The organism is Mycoplasma putrefaciens KS1 (genome assembly GCF_000224105.1).
Classification (GTDB): domain Bacteria; phylum Bacillota_I; class Bacilli_A; order Mycoplasmatales; family Mycoplasmataceae; genus Mycoplasma; species Mycoplasma putrefaciens.
In genome coordinates this window covers 168,742-187,802 of the sequence record NC_015946.1, presented here as the reverse complement: position 1 = coordinate 187,802, position 19,061 = coordinate 168,742, and the positions used below count along the sequence as shown (strand labels likewise).

General features: G+C 27.7%; 20 protein-coding genes and 1 tRNA gene. 2 read left to right on the top strand and 19 right to left on the bottom strand.

Annotated elements, in window-relative coordinates; translation table 4 throughout:
• The first annotated feature begins 12 nt into the window (after window positions 1-12).
• Both MPUT_RS03890 and MPUT_RS03885 read left to right on the top strand, forming a co-directional pair.
• Window positions 13-474: an AAA family ATPase gene (locus MPUT_RS03890; protein WP_269460835.1), complete on the top strand. Its 462-nt coding sequence runs from the start codon at window positions 13-15 to the stop codon at window positions 472-474.
• A gap of 61 nt (window positions 475-535) precedes the next feature.
• On the top strand, window positions 536-1,213 hold the full coding sequence (locus tag MPUT_RS03885; RefSeq protein WP_269460834.1) for a DUF4143 domain-containing protein: 678 nt from the start codon (window positions 536-538) through the stop codon (window positions 1,211-1,213).
• A 2,155-nt stretch (window positions 1,214-3,368) separates the two neighbouring features.
• Here the strand turns inward: MPUT_RS03885 and MPUT_RS00880 are convergent.
• The 19 genes from MPUT_RS00880 to cdd all read right to left on the bottom strand — a co-directional run bounded on the left by MPUT_RS00880 (window position 3,369) and on the right by cdd (window position 19,016).
• Window positions 3,369-4,682 (bottom strand): thymidine phosphorylase, encoded by a 1,314-nt coding sequence (locus MPUT_RS00880; RefSeq protein ID WP_014034930.1) that lies wholly within the window; start codon window positions 4,680-4,682, stop codon window positions 3,369-3,371.
• Window positions 4,683-4,792: 110 nt separating this feature from the next.
• On the bottom strand, window positions 4,793-6,418 hold the full coding sequence (locus MPUT_RS00875; protein ID WP_014034929.1) for a membrane protein: 1,626 nt from the start codon (window positions 6,416-6,418) through the stop codon (window positions 4,793-4,795).
• A gap of 68 nt (window positions 6,419-6,486) precedes the next feature.
• Window positions 6,487-8,901: a leucine--tRNA ligase gene (gene leuS / locus MPUT_RS00870; protein ID WP_014034928.1), complete on the bottom strand. Its 2,415-nt coding sequence runs from the start codon at window positions 8,899-8,901 to the stop codon at window positions 6,487-6,489.
• 128 nt (window positions 8,902-9,029) lie between these two features.
• A tRNA-Ile gene (locus MPUT_RS00865) sits at window positions 9,030-9,106 on the bottom strand.
• A 145-nt stretch (window positions 9,107-9,251) separates the two neighbouring features.
• Complete coding sequence (gene rpsI / locus MPUT_RS00860; RefSeq protein WP_014034927.1) at window positions 9,252-9,650, bottom strand: 30S ribosomal protein S9; 399 nt, start codon at window positions 9,648-9,650, stop codon at window positions 9,252-9,254.
• Entirely contained in the window at window positions 9,650-10,105 is a 456-nt protein-coding gene (gene rplM / locus MPUT_RS00855; RefSeq protein WP_014034926.1) for a 50S ribosomal protein L13, read from the bottom strand. The genes rpsI and rplM overlap by 1 nt, the downstream gene beginning before the upstream one ends.
• Before the next feature lie 376 nt (window positions 10,106-10,481).
• On the bottom strand, window positions 10,482-11,231 hold the full coding sequence (locus tag MPUT_RS00850) for a tRNA pseudouridine synthase A (protein WP_014034925.1): 750 nt from the start codon (window positions 11,229-11,231) through the stop codon (window positions 10,482-10,484).
• A gap of 1 nt (window position 11,232) precedes the next feature.
• Complete coding sequence (locus MPUT_RS00845; RefSeq protein WP_014034924.1) at window positions 11,233-12,246, bottom strand: energy-coupling factor transporter transmembrane component T family protein; 1,014 nt, start codon at window positions 12,244-12,246, stop codon at window positions 11,233-11,235.
• Between the two features lie 6 nt (window positions 12,247-12,252).
• Window positions 12,253-13,176: an energy-coupling factor transporter ATPase gene (locus tag MPUT_RS00840; protein ID WP_014034923.1), complete on the bottom strand. Its 924-nt coding sequence runs from the start codon at window positions 13,174-13,176 to the stop codon at window positions 12,253-12,255.
• The gene (locus tag MPUT_RS00835; RefSeq protein WP_014034922.1) at window positions 13,164-14,381 is read right to left on the bottom strand and encodes an energy-coupling factor transporter ATPase; all 1,218 of its coding nucleotides are present in this window, start codon (window positions 14,379-14,381) and stop codon (window positions 13,164-13,166) included. The genes MPUT_RS00840 and MPUT_RS00835 overlap by 13 nt, the downstream gene beginning before the upstream one ends.
• A 136-nt stretch (window positions 14,382-14,517) precedes the next feature.
• Window positions 14,518-14,877, bottom strand: a complete 360-nt coding sequence (gene rplQ / locus MPUT_RS00830) for a 50S ribosomal protein L17 (protein WP_014034921.1) — start codon at window positions 14,875-14,877, stop codon at window positions 14,518-14,520.
• Between the two features lie 19 nt (window positions 14,878-14,896).
• Window positions 14,897-15,850 carry a DNA-directed RNA polymerase subunit alpha gene (locus MPUT_RS00825; protein ID WP_014034920.1) on the bottom strand — a complete coding sequence of 318 codons (954 nt, stop codon included), beginning with the start codon at window positions 15,848-15,850 and terminating at the stop codon, window positions 14,897-14,899.
• A 4-nt stretch (window positions 15,851-15,854) separates the two neighbouring features.
• Complete coding sequence (gene rpsK, locus MPUT_RS00820; RefSeq protein WP_014034919.1) at window positions 15,855-16,244, bottom strand: 30S ribosomal protein S11; 390 nt, start codon at window positions 16,242-16,244, stop codon at window positions 15,855-15,857.
• A 24-nt stretch (window positions 16,245-16,268) separates the two neighbouring features.
• On the bottom strand, window positions 16,269-16,634 hold the full coding sequence (gene rpsM, locus MPUT_RS00815) for a 30S ribosomal protein S13 (RefSeq protein ID WP_014034918.1): 366 nt from the start codon (window positions 16,632-16,634) through the stop codon (window positions 16,269-16,271).
• Between the two features lie 36 nt (window positions 16,635-16,670).
• A complete protein-coding gene (gene rpmJ / locus MPUT_RS00810) occupies window positions 16,671-16,784 on the bottom strand; it encodes a 50S ribosomal protein L36 (protein WP_014034917.1) in 114 nt (37 codons plus the stop codon).
• Between the two features lie 83 nt (window positions 16,785-16,867).
• Window positions 16,868-17,092 (bottom strand): translation initiation factor IF-1, encoded by a 225-nt coding sequence (infA, locus tag MPUT_RS00805; RefSeq protein WP_014034916.1) that lies wholly within the window; start codon window positions 17,090-17,092, stop codon window positions 16,868-16,870.
• Between the two features lie 12 nt (window positions 17,093-17,104).
• Window positions 17,105-17,854 carry a type I methionyl aminopeptidase gene (gene map / locus MPUT_RS00800; protein WP_014034915.1) on the bottom strand — a complete coding sequence of 250 codons (750 nt, stop codon included), beginning with the start codon at window positions 17,852-17,854 and terminating at the stop codon, window positions 17,105-17,107.
• Window position 17,855: 1 nt separating this feature from the next.
• Entirely contained in the window at window positions 17,856-18,494 is a 639-nt protein-coding gene (locus MPUT_RS00795; RefSeq protein ID WP_014034914.1) for an adenylate kinase, read from the bottom strand.
• A gap of 111 nt (window positions 18,495-18,605) precedes the next feature.
• Complete coding sequence (gene cdd, locus MPUT_RS00790; protein WP_014034913.1) at window positions 18,606-19,016, bottom strand: cytidine deaminase; 411 nt, start codon at window positions 19,014-19,016, stop codon at window positions 18,606-18,608.
• Window positions 19,017-19,061 lie beyond the last annotated feature (45 nt).

The window sequence follows — 19,061 nt, the reverse complement described above, 5'->3', positions numbered from 1 at the left end:
TAGGAACAGTTTGTGTTGAAGGACCTAAATGATGTGGTAAGACTTGAACATCTTTTAAGTTGTCAAATAGTGCTTTTTTTTGTCAGTGAACCAGATAATAATTTTGCTAACAAAGAATTAGCTAGAATTAACCCTAAACTTATTTTGGATGGCAAATATCCAAGACTTATTAATGAATGACAAGAAGAACCAGCAATTTGAGATGCAGTTAGATGAGAAGTTGACTGAAAAAATCAAAATGGATTATTTATTTTAACTGGATCATCAACTCCTAAATACAAAGGAGTTTTACATAGTGAAGCTGGAAGAATTGTAAAAGTTAGAATGGAAACTATGTCTTTGTATGAATCAAAAGAATCATCTGGCATAATTTTACTAAAAGATTTGTGTAACCAAAAAAATACAAGAACAATTAGTAGAACCTTTAACCTTTGAACAATTAGCATATTTAATTGTAAGAGGTGGATGACATAAAAATATCCAAACTTCAACTGAACAGTGTCATTTATTACCAAATTCTTATATAGAAACTATTTTGAATGAATCAATAAAAGAAATAGACAATTTCAAATATAGTCCATTAAAAGTAAAGTTAATATTAAAATCTCTAAAAAGAAATGAAGCTACTTTAGTTTCAGAAGCAACGATCATAAAAGATATTTCAACTAATGATAATCAAAAAATTTCTCGTCCAACAGTTAACAAATATATCAATGTATTAAACAGGATGTTTATTTTTAATAATCAAGAGCCATTTTCATTAGATGTTCGATCATCTTCAAGAATAAGAATTGAAGAAAAGAAACGTTTTTGTGATCCAAGTTTAGTTTGTGCATTACTAAACATTACAACAGATAAGTTAATTAGTGATGTCAAACTATATGGAATTTTATTTGAATCATTAGTAATAAGAGATTTAAGAGTCTATGCTCAAGCAATTCAAGAAAAGCTATTTCATTATAGAGATTATGATAATAACGAACTTAATGCTGTGCTTGAATTAAATAATGGTGATTGATGTGCAATCGAAATTAAACTTTCATCAACTCAAGTTGATAATGCGGTTAAAAACCTTAATAAAGCTGTTGACAAAGTCATCCAAAACAACAAAAAACCTCCAATATTAAAATGTGTAATAGTGGGACTGGGAAATGCTATTTATAAAAGAAAAGAGGGTATTGTTGTTGTACCGATTAATAGGCTAAAAGACTAGCTTAATTGGAATCATAAAATAGGTATGTAAATAAAACCGTCTGATTAATCAGACGGTTTTTTAGTTTCTAAAATTAAGGACATAAAAATAAGGTTAGCTGCAAGCTAGCCTTATTCTTGTTTTTTATGGTTTTTGTGTTTTTATAGGTGTACATATATATACTATCATTATTTTTTATAATTGTATGAATGTCCTATTTTTTAAAAAAAGAAGAAGAAATTTATCAGGGGATAATAATTTAAAAATGTTATTTAAGCAACAAAAAGAATATAAAATAAGTGAGTTTAATTTGAAAAGTAGTTTTATTTTATAAAAACTTAGAACTAAAGATATGATCATTTAGATAATAAAAATTCTTACAGTCTTAAAAAAATAAATACTAAATTGACCATGCAAAAAGTTAATTAATAACTTTTTAATTATTAATATTCTTACAGATTTAAATACTAAACATAAAAAAACTATCTAAAAGTAAAAAGTCTTATTTAAAGCAATTTTTTCGATAAAATGAGAGAAATTTAGTATGGTTTTAGGCAATATTTAATAATTAGTAAGTCATTTAATACATTTAATATCTTGAAAAGATAACAATTTATACTTAATTGACTTCATAACTTTTTTAATTAAGAGTTACACACATTCACAATAGATATCATCAATAACAATTTCTTTTTCTCTTTTAATTTAACTCAATAACATTAATAACAAACAAAAATGATACTTTAATTAACTCATAATTAATATTGAGAACAACCAATTTTTTGGCTTTATTTTCAAATTATTGTTTACTTGTCAAGATTTCTCCAAAATAAATAATAGAAAAAATGTCTTATTGTACTTTGCAAATTTACTTAACCGAACTATTTAAAAAATTTAATTATTATATGCAAGCAAAGATAAACTTTTTAATATATATTTTAGAGTTAAAAACTGATATCAAAATCCAAAGTAAAAATAATTAACTACAATAGTGTAAAGCAAACCACAGTCATAAAAATAGAGAATAATTTCGATGAATTCTGATGTTTTAATTGTAAAATACACAAACTCTTATAAATATCTATTCAATTAAGGCATGTATTATTATCGTTTTTTTAAGATAAATATAACAACTTTACGTTTTTTGCCACTTTATATTAAAAGTAAAAAATAATATTTAAACCAACTTCTTTATTATAATGAGAGAAATTTAACATAAATTTAGTCAATATTATAAAAATAAACTAAATAAAATCATCTACATAAGCTAATCTTTATTAGGCATTTTTGTTTAATTGATTTTAAATGATTCATTTTATTAATTTATCTTTAAAATTCACTCTACTCTATAAATAAACTTTTTATTGAGTTTTTAAAGTAAATCCCCCAACTAAAGGTTAAATCTAATTGACAAACGATCTGAGTCTGAGAGAAATTATAATCTTAAAAATAAATAATAATTCTGATAAATGCCGTATTTTAATCATAAAATACTTAATCTTTTATAAATAGGTGTTTATTTATTAGTATATCTCTTTTTAATTGCAAATGAACGATATTATGATTTTACTATTGTATTTTAAAGATTAAGATTACTATTTTAGCTAAATTTTGCTATAAAATGAGAGAAATTTAATATAAATTTAGTCAATATTATAAAAATAAACTAAATAAAATTAAACATAACTTATAGAATACATAAACCTTAAAAAATTACAATGAAGTAAATAGACTATTTAGATAATAAAAAGTTAGTTAATCTAATTAAAATATAAATTTGAATATTAAAAAAACAGTAAGTAATTATTTGAGAATAAAACAAGAGAAATTTAAATAGTTTAACGACACAAAATATTTTATGTCTAATTACTTCAAACAAAATAATTTATAATTTATTTTGATAATTGAAGAATACCTGAGAAATAATACTTTAACCATCTGAGCATTCTATATAGTAGATAGTATTCTTTAAATTTTTAAAATGATGTCAGAAAATTAAGATTGATAACAAATGATAATCTTCTATTCTAGTAATTAAAACAAAATAAATTATTAGAAATTTATCTTTTTTTGAATTTATAAAGTTAAAGCGTTGAAATAATAAAACCCTCTGATCTGGGTTTTAATTAACTCAAATAATCAGAGGGTTATGGTTATAATTTAATTATTTATATTATTATTTAATGTCATCAGAAATAATTTTGTAAATTACTTCTTTTTGAGGTTGCATATCAACAATTTCAAAACATTTTAAAACTTCTGTTTCTCAACTTGATTCAACTGACTTATTTGTATATAAGGTTATAATGACTTCATCTTCTCGAACTTGTTCACCATATTCCTTATTTAAATAAATTCCTGCAGCATGATCTATTTGATCAGTTTTTTTAGATCTTCCTGCACCTAATTGCACAGAAAGTAAGCCTAATTCTTCAGCTCTTGTATATTTTATAAATCCTGATTTTTTAGCTTTAATTTCAACCTTATTTTTACATTTAAATACTTGATCATAATTTTCTAATACAGATCAATCACCATTTTGAGCTATCACAAAATCTTTTAAATAATGTGCGGCTTCACCTGATTGTAATTTTTTATAAACATCGGCTTTGGCTTGGTCTAAATTATCAAACATTTTAGCTTGTAATAATGTAACACCTACAAGAGTGGTTACTAGTTCAACAAAATCTTTTGGTCCTTTTCCGTGAAGTGTTTCTCATGCTTCTCTAACTTCAAGAGCATTACCGATTGCTTTTCCTAATGGACAATTCATATTTGAAAGAACTACTCCAATTTTTCGATTATGATTTTTAGCAACATCTATCATTCTGTTTGATAAATCAAGTGCATCTTCTAAATTAGTCATAAATGCACCATTACCAACTTTGACATCTAAAACTAAACCATCGCTTTCAACAACAAGCTTTTTACTCATAATTGAAGCAGTAATTAATGGCATTGAATCAATTGTTCCACTAACATCACGTAGAGCATAAATTTTTTTATCAGCAGGAACAACATCATCAGATTGACAAATAATACTTAAGCCTGACTGATTAATAACTGAAGCAAATTCATCGTTTGCTAATTCTGATTTTCAACCAGGAAATGATTCTAGTTTATCTGCAGTCCCTCCGGTTTTACCTAAACCTCTTCCGGTTAATTTACATACTTTAATTCCATAACTTGCAACTAGTGGAGCATAAACTAAACTAGTTTTATCTCCAACTCCACCTGTTGAGTGTTTATCTGCTTTAAAGCCTTTTATTGAGCTTAAATCATAACTTGAACCCGAATCAACATAAGATTTAGTTAGATAGGCTGTTTCAGCATCATCCATATCTGTAAAATAAGTAGCCATACAAAAGCTAGCCATTTGATAATCAGTAATTGTTTCTTTGACATAGCTATCAATTAATCAATTAATCTCATCTTTAGTTAGTTGGGTATTATGCTTTTTCTTTTCGATAATTCTTGTAAATGTAAACATTATATCACCTGTGCTTTCTTTAGAAATTATAAGACGATTAATTGTCTGATTTTAGAAATGTTAAAAAAAATTATAAATTGTAACTTCATAAAAAAATTGACCTAAGTCAATTAATTAGTTTGTTGTTTTTGTTTTTTTCGTGCTTTAGGTTTTACAGATTCGATAATTTTTGTCTTGCTTAATAGCTCTGCTGTTTTATTTGTAATTAGATTATTGGCTAAAAATTGAACTGTAAATAGATAAATTCAAAAGACTACCATAATTGCAATATTAACTATAGAAATTCAATTAGCTGTTGACTCATTAATAATTCTTGATCCAAAAATTGCTAAAAAGTTAGCACCTGTTGTAACCACTCAAATAATTGCAGGAAGAACAATATTATTAATAATGACATTTAATTTTAAAGATCTTCCTTTTCTATAGTTGTCAACCAAAGTTGCTAATATATACATTACTAAACAAGTAGTTAATACTAAATAAGCAAGTGCTCCAAATCATTTAGTCATTAAAACAGCTGTAAATGGCTCAGCAATATTTCCCACTTCTGCAATACCAACAAATCCTGCAGTAGCTGTGATAAAAGCTAAGAATAATAATGAATAATAAGTAATAGCTGGTTTGATTAAAATACGTTTGCTATTTTTATAATCTGTTTTTACAAATATATAAATAGCATGAGATACAATTCCAAAAATTGCTCACGGAATAATAAATGATCCCACAGTAATTAATGTAGAAATGCTACTACTAATGTCAGTTGGTAAAGATCTTAGTAACACAGTGCTAATAACTCCACAAATAATTGCTGCAGGTAAAGCACTAATTAACAAGAATAGTGGAAATCTTGAAATTTCAATACTAAAAATTCTTCATCCTAAATCTTGAGTATTTTTAGCTATTGATTCATAGTATTTTACAAAGTATTTTGAACTATATGAAGAATACTCAAATCCACGTTTTATGTCATAAAACATTTCATCTCCACGACCATTATTCATAGCTCGTCGTTTTTCTTTTGTATACATTTCTTCAATTGATTCTAGAACAGTTTGACACCCACTAGCAAAAACTGAGATATCACCAAATTTAATTAATCTTTTATAAATATCATTCATTAGATTAGTTAAAAATATTGGTTTAAATGCTAAACTAGCATAGCTTGAATAACATGCTTTAACTCCTTCAAAATCATTTTCTTCTAACTTAGTTTTTAAATCTTCAACATAAGCGATAGTTTTTTTGTAATTAAATAAAACGTTCATATCTCTGTTTTTGATATATGATCTTATTCCAAGAGCGGTGTTAAATAATAGTTGTTTTATTAAAGGGATAAACATTGCAAATACCCCCCCAACTAAAATAAATTTAAAAGGACTTAACAATGTATATAACAATGAATCAGGAGCCATAAATCCTGTTAATCTATATCCACTTGCTTTAATCGCCATGGTTCAATCAGCTCAAGAAGTAGAAGCATTAAAGTTATTGACTTTTTTAATTAATTCTTCATTTTTTGGCATAACAATTTCTAATTTTTCAACTAGAATTTTTATTCAATTATTAATTCAAGCTGGTGAAGAAGTCATTGATGATCAAAAAGTTCCTCCACCAATTTCAGAAGGTTTTTCTCCTCTGATTGCATAAATTGCAACACTATCAATTCATGCAGAATAACCAAAATAAATTACCGATACAGCTAATAACAAAATTGTTAATTTAACGGTTTTTCTCATCGAAATTTTTCCCTTCCCAATTAAATTATATAATTCACAAAATAAAAAAAGGTTTTTAATTTAACCTTTTACTTAACAACAATATTTACAATCTTGTCTACTATAGCTATTTCTTTTATAATTTGACAACCTTTGATAAATCTTAAAACATGCTCATCGTTTTTTGCAAGTTTGATTAATGTTTCTTTATTTGTTCCTTTTTCAACTTCAATAGTTGATCTTAATTTTCCATTAACTTGAAAAGCAACTACAACAGTATTTCTAACTAGTTTAGACTTATCATAACTTGGTCATGATTGTTTTGTAACACTTGAATTGTATCCTAGTTTTTCTCATAATTCTTCAGCTAAGTGTGGAGCAAATAAACTTAACATCTTTACAAATCCTTCAACATAAGCTTTGTAAACTGTACCTTCTTTTTCTTTGTAAATAGCATTTACTAAAACCATTAATTGACTAATTGCAGTATTAAATTTTAGATCCGAAACCATTTCAGTTACTTTTTTCACAACATCATTATAGACAAAATCTAAATTAGCATTATTTTGATTAGAAAAACTTATTTTATTGATCATTCTATAACAACGATTTAATCATTTTAAACTTGCATCTAATCCATCAAAACTTCAAGGAAGTGAAGCATCTAAAGGACCCATAAACATTTCATACAATCTTAATGCATCAGCACCATGTGAGTCAATAACATCATCTGGATTGATGACGTTTCCTCAAGATTTTGACATCTTTCGTCCATCTGGGCCTAAAATCATTCCTTGGTTAAATAAATTTTTAAATGGTTCTTTGACAGGACAAATTCCTAGGTCATATAAAAAGTGGGTTCAAAATCTGGCATATAGCAAATGCCCTACAGCATGTTCTTGGCCACCAATATATAAATCAACAGGAAGTCATTTTTGCATTCTTTGTTTTGCTTGTTCTGAGTCTAAATCTATTAATTTATTTGGAGCATCAGTTAATAAATAAGCAATAAAATATCAACTTGATCCTGCTGATTGAGGCATTGTATTAGTTTCTCTTTTATACTTAACTCCAGCAATTTCAAAATTTACCCAATCAGTTAAATTAGCCAGCGGACTTTCTCCTGTTTTAGTTGGTTTGATATATTCAGTTTCAGGTAATGTCACTGGTAGATATTTATCATCAACTAAAATAATTTTTTGATCTTTTGTGTATAAAACTGGAAAGGGTTCTCCATAAAAACGTTGTCTTGAAAATAATCAATCTCTTAATTTATAGTTAATTTTTCTAATTCCTAAATGATTATCTTCTAAATATTTATAAATAACTTCTAGTGCTTGAACTCTGTCTAATCCATCTAAAATATCAGAATTAATATGAATATCTTCACCTACAAAAGCTTTAGATTGGTCTTTAGTTTTAATCACAAACTTAATAGGCAAATTAAATTTAGTTGCAAATTCTCAGTCTCTTTTATCATGAGCAGGAACAGCCATCACAGCACCAGTTCCATAATCACTTAATACATAATCACTAATTCAGATTTCAACAGCTTGTTTAGTAACAGGATTTGTTGCATAACTTCCAATAAACACACCAGTTTTTGGGCGCGATTCATCTTTACGATCAATTTCAGATTTTGATGATGTTTGTTGAATATAATTTTTAACTTCAGCTAGTTTATCAGCAGTAGTTAGTTTTAAAACTAACTCATTTTCAGGAGCCAGAACAATATAACTAACCCCATAAATAGTGTCAGCACGAGTTGTAAAAACAGGAATTTCGATGTCATTTGATTTAAAAATAATTTCTGCACCAACTGATTTACCTATTCAGTTTTTTTGTAAATCTTTGATAGACTGTGGTCAGTCTAGTTCATCTAAACCTTGTAATAATTTTTCAGCATAATCAGTAATTTTCAAAACTCATTGACGCATTTTTTTCTTAGTAACAGGGTGTTCTCCTCTTTCACTTAGCATCATTCCATTTTTTTCAATTATTTCATCGTTGGCTAAAACCGTTCCTAGTTCTTGGCATCAGTTAACTTCAACATCTCTTTTTTCAGCTAAATTATGTTGATATAATTTTTTAAAAATTTGTTGAGTAATTTTATAGTAGTTAGCATCAGCAGTGTTAACTTCTTTATCAAAGTCATAACTAAATCCCATTTTTTGAAGTTGAACTCGAAAATTATCAATATTTTTTAATGTAAATTCTCTTGGGTCATTACCAGTTTTTAAAGCATATTGCTCAGCAGGTAAACCAAAAGCATCTCATCCAATGGGGTGCAAAACATCATAACCTTGCATTCTTTTAAACCTAGCAAATACATCAGTTGCAGTATAACCCTTAATATGACCAACATGCAAACCAGCACCACTTGGATATGGAAACATGTCTAAAACATAAGATTTTTTATCACTAGTATCAGTTGTTTTGTAAAGATCATTTTCTTTTCAAAATTTCTGTCATTTTTTTTCGATTGCCTTATGCGAAAAATCCATACTTTCTCTCCTTTAACATTAATTATAATTTTATAGTTTATAGCTATTAAATACATTCTAAAAATATGTTAAATTTTATCACTAACACAATAAAAAAACACCTTAACGGTGTTTGCTAAATTTCCAAATGGTCGGAATAATTGGACTTGAACCAACGACCTCTCCGTTATCAGCGGAGTGCTCTAACCAGCTGAGCTATATTCCGAAGTTACAAGAATAATAATATATCTTTTTATCATTAAAATCAACATAAAAATAGCTAAATTATCAAATTTATCAGCTTTTTAATTTGCTCTTAACTTAGGTAATTTTTTGAATAAAAAACAACACATAAAGTGTTGTAAAAAGTATTAACGTTTTGAGAATTGGGGTGCTCGACGTGCTCCACGTAATCCGTATTTTTTACGTTCTTTAATACGCGCATCACGAGTTAATAAACCTTCATTTCTTAAAGCTTTTCTGTAGTCTTCACTTGCTTGTAATAAAGCTCTAGCAATCCCTAATCTAGTTGCTCCAGCTTGTCCAGTGAAACCTCCACCATTAACTTTAACTGTGATGTCAAAATCTTTTAATGTTCCAGTAGCAAGTAGTGGTTGTTCTAAATCTTGAACTAATGTTGCATATGGAAAAAAATCTAAAGCTGCTTTTCCATTAACGATTACCTTACCTGATCCAGGAGTTAAAATAACTTGAGCAATTGAAGTTTTTCTTCTTCCAGTTCCTCTATAAATAACTTTGTTGTTTGTCATTATTTTTTATCTCCTTTTTTAGTTTGAATTTGTAAAACTTCAGGCTTTTGAGCAGCATATGGATGTTCAGGACCTTTAAAAACATGTAATGCTCTAAATTGGTTTGCTCCTTGAACATTCTTAGGTAACATTAATCTAATAGATCTCTCTAAAATTTTAGTTGGATCTAATTGTCTTTGAACTGCAACTGTTCTTCTTTTTAGCCCACCTGGATACATTGAGTGGCGGTAATAAACTTTATTAGCTTCTTTTTTTCCAGAAAAAATTGCTTTTTCTGCATTAATAACAATAACGTGATCTCCATTATTAATGTGAGGTGTAAAATCAACTTTATGTTTTCCTCTTAACACAAGAGCAACTTGAGTTGCTAATCTACCCACAGTTTGTCCTTCTGCATCAACAACATATCATTTTTTATTAATATCTTTGGCAGAAATTAATGTAGTTTGTTTCATCTTTGCTAATTCCTTTACACGACTTGTCCGGGGTCTTATAAAGTGTAGTAAGCACTATAATATTATAAAGAAACTTTTTTATTTTATCAATTATAAAACTCTATCTTTTAGCGCTATTTAATTATCAATTTTAATAATAAAATCTTTGATGTAATTTAAACTTTTAGCTGCTAATCACTAGTATATTAATACTTTAAAATAATAAAAACACATCTGCTAGATGTGTTAGAGTAGTGATCTATGATTAATTAAATATAAAGTATCCAACTTCCTTCTTTGTATATGCAAAAGTTGACTAATTTATAAGTATATTAATACTAAAATGACATTGTTTTGAATTAAATTTTATCACTACATTAATATATTATTCTATTTGTTAATTAAATTCTATTTTTTGTAAAACTAAACCTTTAGCTTTAGCAATCAAAGCGGTTTTATTTCCTTTTCCTTGCAACATTGATTTTAAAGTTTCTGGTGTTATTTTTTTATTTAAATAACAAGCTAGACAATTGCCAACAATCATTCTAATTTGATATCTAATAAATCCAGCGGCTTTAAATTCGATTTGAACACGGTTATTTTTGTTTCTAAAAACTCTGATTGAATCAATTTTTCTGAAGCTATTAATATTTTTAAGTTCTTCTTGTTTCAATCCTGAAAATAACTTAAACTCATGTGTTCCGACAAATAAATCAAATATTTGTTGTAATTTATTAACATCAATTGGTTGATGTTTTCAAAAATATTCAAAGCGCTGAGTAAAAATATCAAACTGCTGATCATTAATAAAATAGCTATAAGTTTTTTGTTTTACTTCTCTGAGATTAAAACTAGTATCAACAAATTTAGCGTTAAGTATTTGAATATCAGATGGTAATGCTTTATTTAAAGCCTTAATAAATTTATCTAAAATTGGTTTAAAACTAATAACTAGTAAAACTTTTTGATCCACAGCATGTACTCCAGCATCTGTTTTACTTGCTGCAATTGTTTTAAAATCATTATTTTTAATAACTCTTTTTACAGCTTGATTTAAAACATCTTGAATTGCTATTGCATTAGTTTGATGAATTCAGCCATGATAATTAGACCCATCATACAACAAAGTTAATAAAATCGCGTTCATATTAATATGTTATTAATGAATCAATGTGTTGAATATGAAAATTATCAAATATTTGCCCTGGATTAATTCCATATAAAATCATAAATGATGCTAATAAAATACCTGTTGAAAAGATCACAAAATCAGTTCAACTAAAACTAAATTGCACAAATCTGGTTCTTCTGGCATTAGGATCATATCCTCTAGCATCCATTGCATAAGCTAAATCTTCGGCTTTTTGAAATGATGAAACTAATAAAGGAATAATTAAAGAAGTTAAGCTTTTTACTTTGTCTTTAAATTTTCCGTTTTTGATATCAATTCCACGACTAGCTTGAGCTTTCATAATTCTTCCAGCTTCATCAATTAAAGTAGGAATCATACGCAAAGCAATCGAAATAATCATCGATAAAATATGAACAGGAACTTTAATGATTTTTAATGGTGATAATAGATCTTCAATTGCTAAAGTTAATTCTAATGAAGGTGTGGTACCTGTTAAAATACAAGTTAGTGTAATCATTAAATAAATTCTAAATGACATAACAATAGCACTATATAGAGCTTTTTCACTAAATCAAAAAACTCTTCAATTAAAAAAATACCCAAGTGGTTCAATACCTTTTAATTCTGAATTTTTAGCAATAGCTTCAGTTATTCCTTGTTTGTTAATAACTCCACTAATGGCATCTCCGAGATGTATTCATTTAAATCCATTTAAGTCCATATTAGTTTTTACAAATTCATTGATTTTTTCAATTTCTTTTGCTGATGGATGAATAAAAAAGAAGTTTACAAATAAGATGATGATAAAAATAAATGATACAGGAACTAATAATCTTAAAAGTAAGCTAAAGTTTAATTTTGATAGAGCAAATAACAAAAAAATTACTGAACCAATCATTAAATAACCAGTAAATCCAATAGGAAAAAAAACAGACACAATTAATGAAATAATCATAAACATTTTAAGTCTTGGATCCATTTTATGAATTAAAGAATCTTTAGGAATGTATCTACCAAATGATATTCTCATATTTTTCTATTTTCCTTCTACTTTTTTGATTTTTGCTAGTGCAATTGCAAAATCTTCAATGGTTCTAATTTGTTTATTTAATAAGTTAATTTTTTTGTCTTTTAATTTATACATTAATTGATAAAGCTTTGGAGGATCAATTTCAATCTTTTTTAATAATTCAATGTTTGAAAAAATTTCAAATGGTGAACCAACTTCAATCACTTTTCCATTATGCATCACAATTACTTCATCAGCGATTCTTAAAACTTGATCCATATTGTGTGTAACCATGATAATACGTTTTTTAAACTCTTTATTTAACTTCTCAAACAAGTTCATAAAATCATCTTCACCTTTAGGATCTAGTCCACCAGTTGGTTCGTCAAGTACAAGTGTGTTGCCTTGCATTGCAATTATTCCAGCTACTGCAACACGACGCTTTTGACCTCCAGACAATTCAAAAGGAGAACGTTCTGCACATTCAATAGGTAGTTGTACTAATTCTAATAGTTCAGGAATTTTTTTATAAACTTCTTCTTTGTTTTCTCCTAAATGAACTGGTCCAAAAGCAATATCTTTTTTAACTGTTTCTTGAAATAGCTGGTATTCAGGAAATTGAAAAACTAAACCAATTTCTTTTCTTAATTGTTTTACTAAATGAATTTTTTTAATTTTGGCAGGAATTGGATAATCCCCAACCAAAGTTTGGCCAGTTTCAGTAACAATTAAACCATTAGTTAATTGGATCATAGTTGACTTTCCGCTACCTGTGGTTCCGATCACACACGTGATTTTATTTTTTTTAAAGGTTAAGTTTGTGTTTTCTAATGCTTTATGCTCAAATGGGCTTCCCTTTGAATAAGTATAAGAAACATCTTGTAAAACTATATCTTTACTAAAATCAAATTGTTGATTTTGTGCTGATTTTTTCTTATTTAAACTTCACATATCTTATCTACCAACTCATCAATGTTTTGAATATTTGGAACGTTTATTCCTTGTTTTTCTAGTTCTTCTTTTACTAGTGATACAAACGGAACATCTAATTGGATTTTTCTTAGAAATTCTTTGTCACCAACTATTTCTAAAGGTTTGCCAACTTTTACTAATTTAGCATGATCTAAAACAATTACTTTGTCGGCATTTAAAATTTCGTCCATATCATGAGTAATTGAAATAATGGTTTTAACTCCCCTTAGTTGCACCATAATTTCTTTAATTTCACGTTTACCTTTAGGATCTAACATACTTGTTGCTTCATCAAAAATCATAATATCAGGATCTAAAGCTAAAGTTGAAGCAATTGCTACACGTTGTTTTTGTCCACCACTCAAGTTTAAAGGTTCTTTTTTTAAAGCTGATTGCATACCAACCTTTTGAGCTGCTTGTAGTATAATTTCAGGCATTTTAGCTGGATCAACTCTTTTATTTTCTAATCCAAAAGCAATGTCTGCTTCAACTGTTGATCCAATAAATTGGTTATCAGGATTTTGAAAAACAATTCCTAGAAATTTTCTAATTTGTTCAATATTTGTATCAGTAACTTTGTTACCAAAAATACTAATTTCTCCTTCTTGAGCAGTTAAAACACCTATTAGAATTTTTGATAAAGTAGATTTTCCACTACCATTATGACCAATAATAGTTACATATTCACCCTTATTAATTGAAAAACTAACATTATCAATAGCTTTAGCAAAATTTAAACCATATCTAAATGACAGGTTTTTAATTTCTACAGCAATATCATTTTCTTTTTTTAATTTAGCTCCGCGTCCTTGTTCATTAACTGCATCTTTATACTCATTAAAAAGATATTTTGCATGGCTATATTCTTCTTCTGCTTTTTTAATATCTGCTTGGTTTTTTGATTTTTTAACTTGTTTTAATAACTTTTCAGCATTTTTTAAATTATCTTTAAAGATTTTTGTTGAGGCTAATTCATGGATTTTCGCTTTTAAATTTTTAATCTCTAATTTTAAGTCATCTTTTTGTTGTTTATCAAAATTATCTTGTCTTATTAAATTAATATATTTTTGGTTTAACTCAGATAGTTCTACATATAATTTATTTAAAGATAACTTAAAAATATTTAAATCTTCATCACTTATTTTATTGGAATTAAAATCATCAAATAACTTTTTATTCTCCATTTAAAAATCCTCATTTCTATTTAGCATAGTTATAATAATTATAAATTAAAGCTATATAAAATTGAACATTATCATCCAACTAATAACAAGCTGTTTGATTATAAAAAATAAGGCTTAAAAGCCTTATAAATTGAGACTAGACTAATTCAATGATAACCATAGGTGCATTATCACCTTTACGATTATCCAATTTAAGAATTCTAGTATATCCACCGTTTCTGTCTTGATATTTTTTAGATAAATCATTAAATAGTTTTTGCAGAGCTGTTTGTTTTTTGTCTGCTTGAATATCTCTTAGTCAACTTGCCGCTTGACGTCTTGCATGTAGGTCACCACGTTTGGCTAAAGTGATCATTTTGTCAAAATGTTTTCTTAATTCTTTTGCTCTAGTTTCAGTAATTTCTAAACGTTCAGTAATAATTAATTCAGTAGTTAAATTACGCATTAAACTAGTTCGTCAAGCTGTGTTTTGACCACGTTTTTGAATGTATGACATTTTTTCCTCCTATTTGTTATTATGATTGTCTGAATGTTAATCTTAATTGAGCAACTTTTTCTTTAATTTCTTTTAATGATTTACGTCCTAGATTTCTGATTGAAGCAATTTCTTCTTCATTTTTAGAAATTAATTCTCTTAAAGTATCAATTCCTGCGCGCTTTAAACAATTTAAACTTCTTTGAGTTAAGTCCAACTCTTCAACTGTTTTATCTAATTCTTTTTCTTCTTCATTTTCTAAACCAATAATTTCAACATCATTTATTTCTTGACTTAGATTAATAAAGAATTCTAAGTGAGCAACTAAAATTTTAGAAGCGATACTTACTGCTTCAACAGCTGAAATTGAGCCATCTGTTTCAACTTCTAATTCTAATTTTTCTAAATCAATTGATTTACCAATTTTAGCTGTATCAACTGCATAAGCTACTCTAATAACTGGTGAGTAGTTTGAATCAATTGTGATCATTCCTGGCTCAATACTTTTTTCATTTTTATTATCTTTAAATGTTTTATACCCACGTGAGTTTTTAGCATATAAAACTAAATCTAAAACTCCGCCTTCAGCAACAGTTGCAATTAATAAATCCTTATTTAAAATTTCTACTCCAGCTGGTAGTTCTAAATCAGAAGCATAAACTGCGCCTTCAGAAGTAGTTTTAATTTTAAGTTCTGCAACTTCATCATCACGATAAATTTTAGAATCAATTTTTAAAATTAGTTGCTTAATATTTAAAATAATTCTTGTAACATTTTCAATGATTCCTGAAATTGAAGTAAATTCATGAGCAGCACCAGCAATTCTGATTGCAAAAACACTTGCACCAGGAGTTGCTGCTAATAGAGTTCTTCTGATAGCATTACCTAAAGTAGTACCAAATCCTCTTTCTAGAGGTGATACACTAAATTTTGCATAATTTTTATCTTGATCTTCTTTTAAAAGGGTGAATTCTGGTCTCATAAATTGTTTCATATTACTAACCTCTTGGGCGTTTTCTTGGACGCACTCCGTTATGTGGTATTGGTGTTGTATCTTTAATTGAATTAATATCTAATCCTGCCATTTGTAATGCTCTAACAGCTGCATCACGTCCTGGACCTGGGCCTTTAACTTCTACTGCAACAGACTTAACTCCATTATCCATAGCACCTTTAGCTGCTGCTTCAGAAATTAATTGTGCTGCATAAGGTGTAGATTTTTTTGAACCTTTAAAACCTAATGCTCCAGCACTTGATCAAGAAAGAACATTTCCTTTTTCATCACTAATAGTAACAATAGTATTGTTAAAAGTAGAATGAATGTGAGCAATACCTTTAGGAATATTTTTCTTAATTTTCTTTTTACCTTGTGGTTTTGGATTTGCCATTTTAATTTTCCTTCTTTCTACCTGTTATTTTTTCTTATTAGCTACAGTTTTTCTTGGACCTTTTACTGTTCTTGCGTTAGTTTTTGATGATTGTCCTCTAGCAGGTAAACCTTTACGGTGTCTTAATCCTCTGTAACTTCCAATTTCCATTAAACGTTTGATATTTAATGATACTTCTCTACGTAATTCTCCTTCGGTTTTGTATTTTGAGATTTCTGCAGAAATGTTTTTGATTTGTTCTTCAGTTAAGTCTTTAACACGAATATCTTCAGAAATATTTAATGTCTTTAAAACATTTTGAGCTGTTGATAATCCAATTCCATAAATATATGTTAATGAAATAACTACTCTCTTATCGTTTGGAATTTCAACTCCACTAATACGAGCCATATTAACGTATCCTTTCTAAAAAAAATAATTAAACTACTAACCTTGTCTTTGTTTGTGTTTTGGAGTTCCACAAATAATCATTACGCGGCCTTTACGTCTAATTACACGACATTTGTCGCAAATTTGTTTGACTGATGATCTAACTTTCATCTTTAAAACCTCCGTATTTTATATCTTAAAAAAGACAACAAATCAGCTTTCACTGATTTTGAACGTACTGTATTGTCCTATAATTACTTAGAAATTTTTCGATAAGTAATTCTTCCACGTGTCATATCATATGGCGAAATTACAATAGTTACTTTATCTCCAGGTAAAATGCGGATGTAGTGCATGCGGATTTTACCTGACACGTGGGCATTAATAACTATTCCATTTTCTAATTGCACTTTAAATTGAGCATTAGGCAGTACTTCAACAACAGTACCTTCAAATTCCATTTCAGTTTCTTTAGCCATTGATAAGTCCTCCTATAATTTTGTTAATACTTCACAACCAGTCTCAGTAACTAGTATTGTGTGCTCAAAGTGTGCGGCCATACTATGATCAGCTGAATAAACTGTTCATTTATCATCCAAAACTTTAGTTTTATCTGTTCCCATTTGAACCATTGGTTCAATACAAATAACCATTCCAGCTTGCAATCTAATACCAGTGTTTTCTACACCATAATTAGGAATAAATGGATCTTCATGTAAAGCTCGACCAATTCCATGTCCTGTATAATCTCTTGGAATAAAAAAACCAAAAGATTCAACAAATCTTTGGATTGTAAATCCTATTGTTCCAAGTCTTGTTCCAGGTTTAACTTGCTCAATGGCAAGTTCTAATGCTTTTTCAGTGACCGATATAAGTATATCATTTTTCGGGTTTTTTGCAATACCACATACCACAGTAAATGCACTATCTGCATGTCATCCTTGATAAGTACATCCTGCATCAATACTTACAATATCACCATTCTGTAAAACTCGGTTTTGAGGAATTCCGTGAACTAGTTGTTCATTAATTGAAATACAAATAGTTTTAGGAAAACCATGATAACCTTTAAAGTTAGATTGACAATTTTTTGAAGTTATAAAATCTTGAAAAACCTGATCTAATTCCAAGCAATTAACACCCGGTTTAATCATTTGTTTTAAGATCTCTAATCCTTGAGCTAAAACTTTACTTGCTGTTCTGATTTTTTCAATTTGTTCACTAGTTTTAATTGAGATCATACTAGCTAATTGCTCCTTTAATTACATCAAAAACTTGATCAGCTGTTAAATCAGTTGCCTTGATAGTTATGAATTTAGTTGAATTTTTATAATAATTAATTAATGGTAGGGTTTGATTATTATAAGTTTCTAGTCGTACTTTAACTTTTTCTAAATCGTCATCTGCTCTTTTAACTAATACCGAATGATCAAAATCACATAAACCTTCAACTTTAGGTTTTCTAAAAATAGTATTAAAACTTGCTTTACATACCTGACAAACTAATCTATTGCTTATTCTTTTAATTAATAGTTCAGTATCAACATCAATATAAAAGACAAAATCAATTTTTTTGTTAATCTTTGTTAGCATTTCATCTAAGGCCTTGGCTTGATCTAAAGTTCTTGGATATCCATCAAAAATTAATTTATCATTTGTTTGTTTTAAAAACTCTTCAACAATTGCATTCACTATATTATCTGGAACGTATTTTCCTTGATTCATATATTTCGAACACTCAATTCCAAGTTTAGAGTTTTGATCAATTTCTTTTCTCATCAAATCTCCAGTTGAAACTTGAATAAACTTATTTTGATTAACCAACTTTTCAGCTTGAGTACCTTTTCCAGAACCAGGTGCTCCTAATAACATGATATTCATTACAATTTTTCTCCTTGTTTGATGTTTAAATTAATTTTATATGTTTAGAAATTAAAAGATTGTTGTTCTATTAATAGTCAAATAAATAATTAAAAGACATCGTAATTAGTATTATCTTTTGAGATTTTTGTCAGAAAATGCATATGGTAATAGATCTTTGACACTAAACTGATCAAAAAATCCTTGTTGGTTAAAAATATAAATCTTTTGATCATTTTTTAATAACTCACTCATTGTTTGACGACATGTTCCACAAGGTGATCCAAAAGTTTTACTATCAGTGTATAAAGCAACTAAATCAACATCAGTTTTATCATAACCTTGTGCATATAGTTGTGATAACGCGCATCTTTCAGCACAAATGCAAGGATTATAAGCTGCGTTTTCAACATTGACTCCAATAATCTGTTGATTATTTTTTAAATAAATAATACAAGATACTCTAAAGTTAGAATAAGGTGCATAAGATCTTTTTGCCAATTGAGTTAGTTGCTCAAAAATTGTGTTCTTATCTAATGACATAATCTTCTCCTAAATAATCAAACTATTTAATAAGCAATAAAAAGG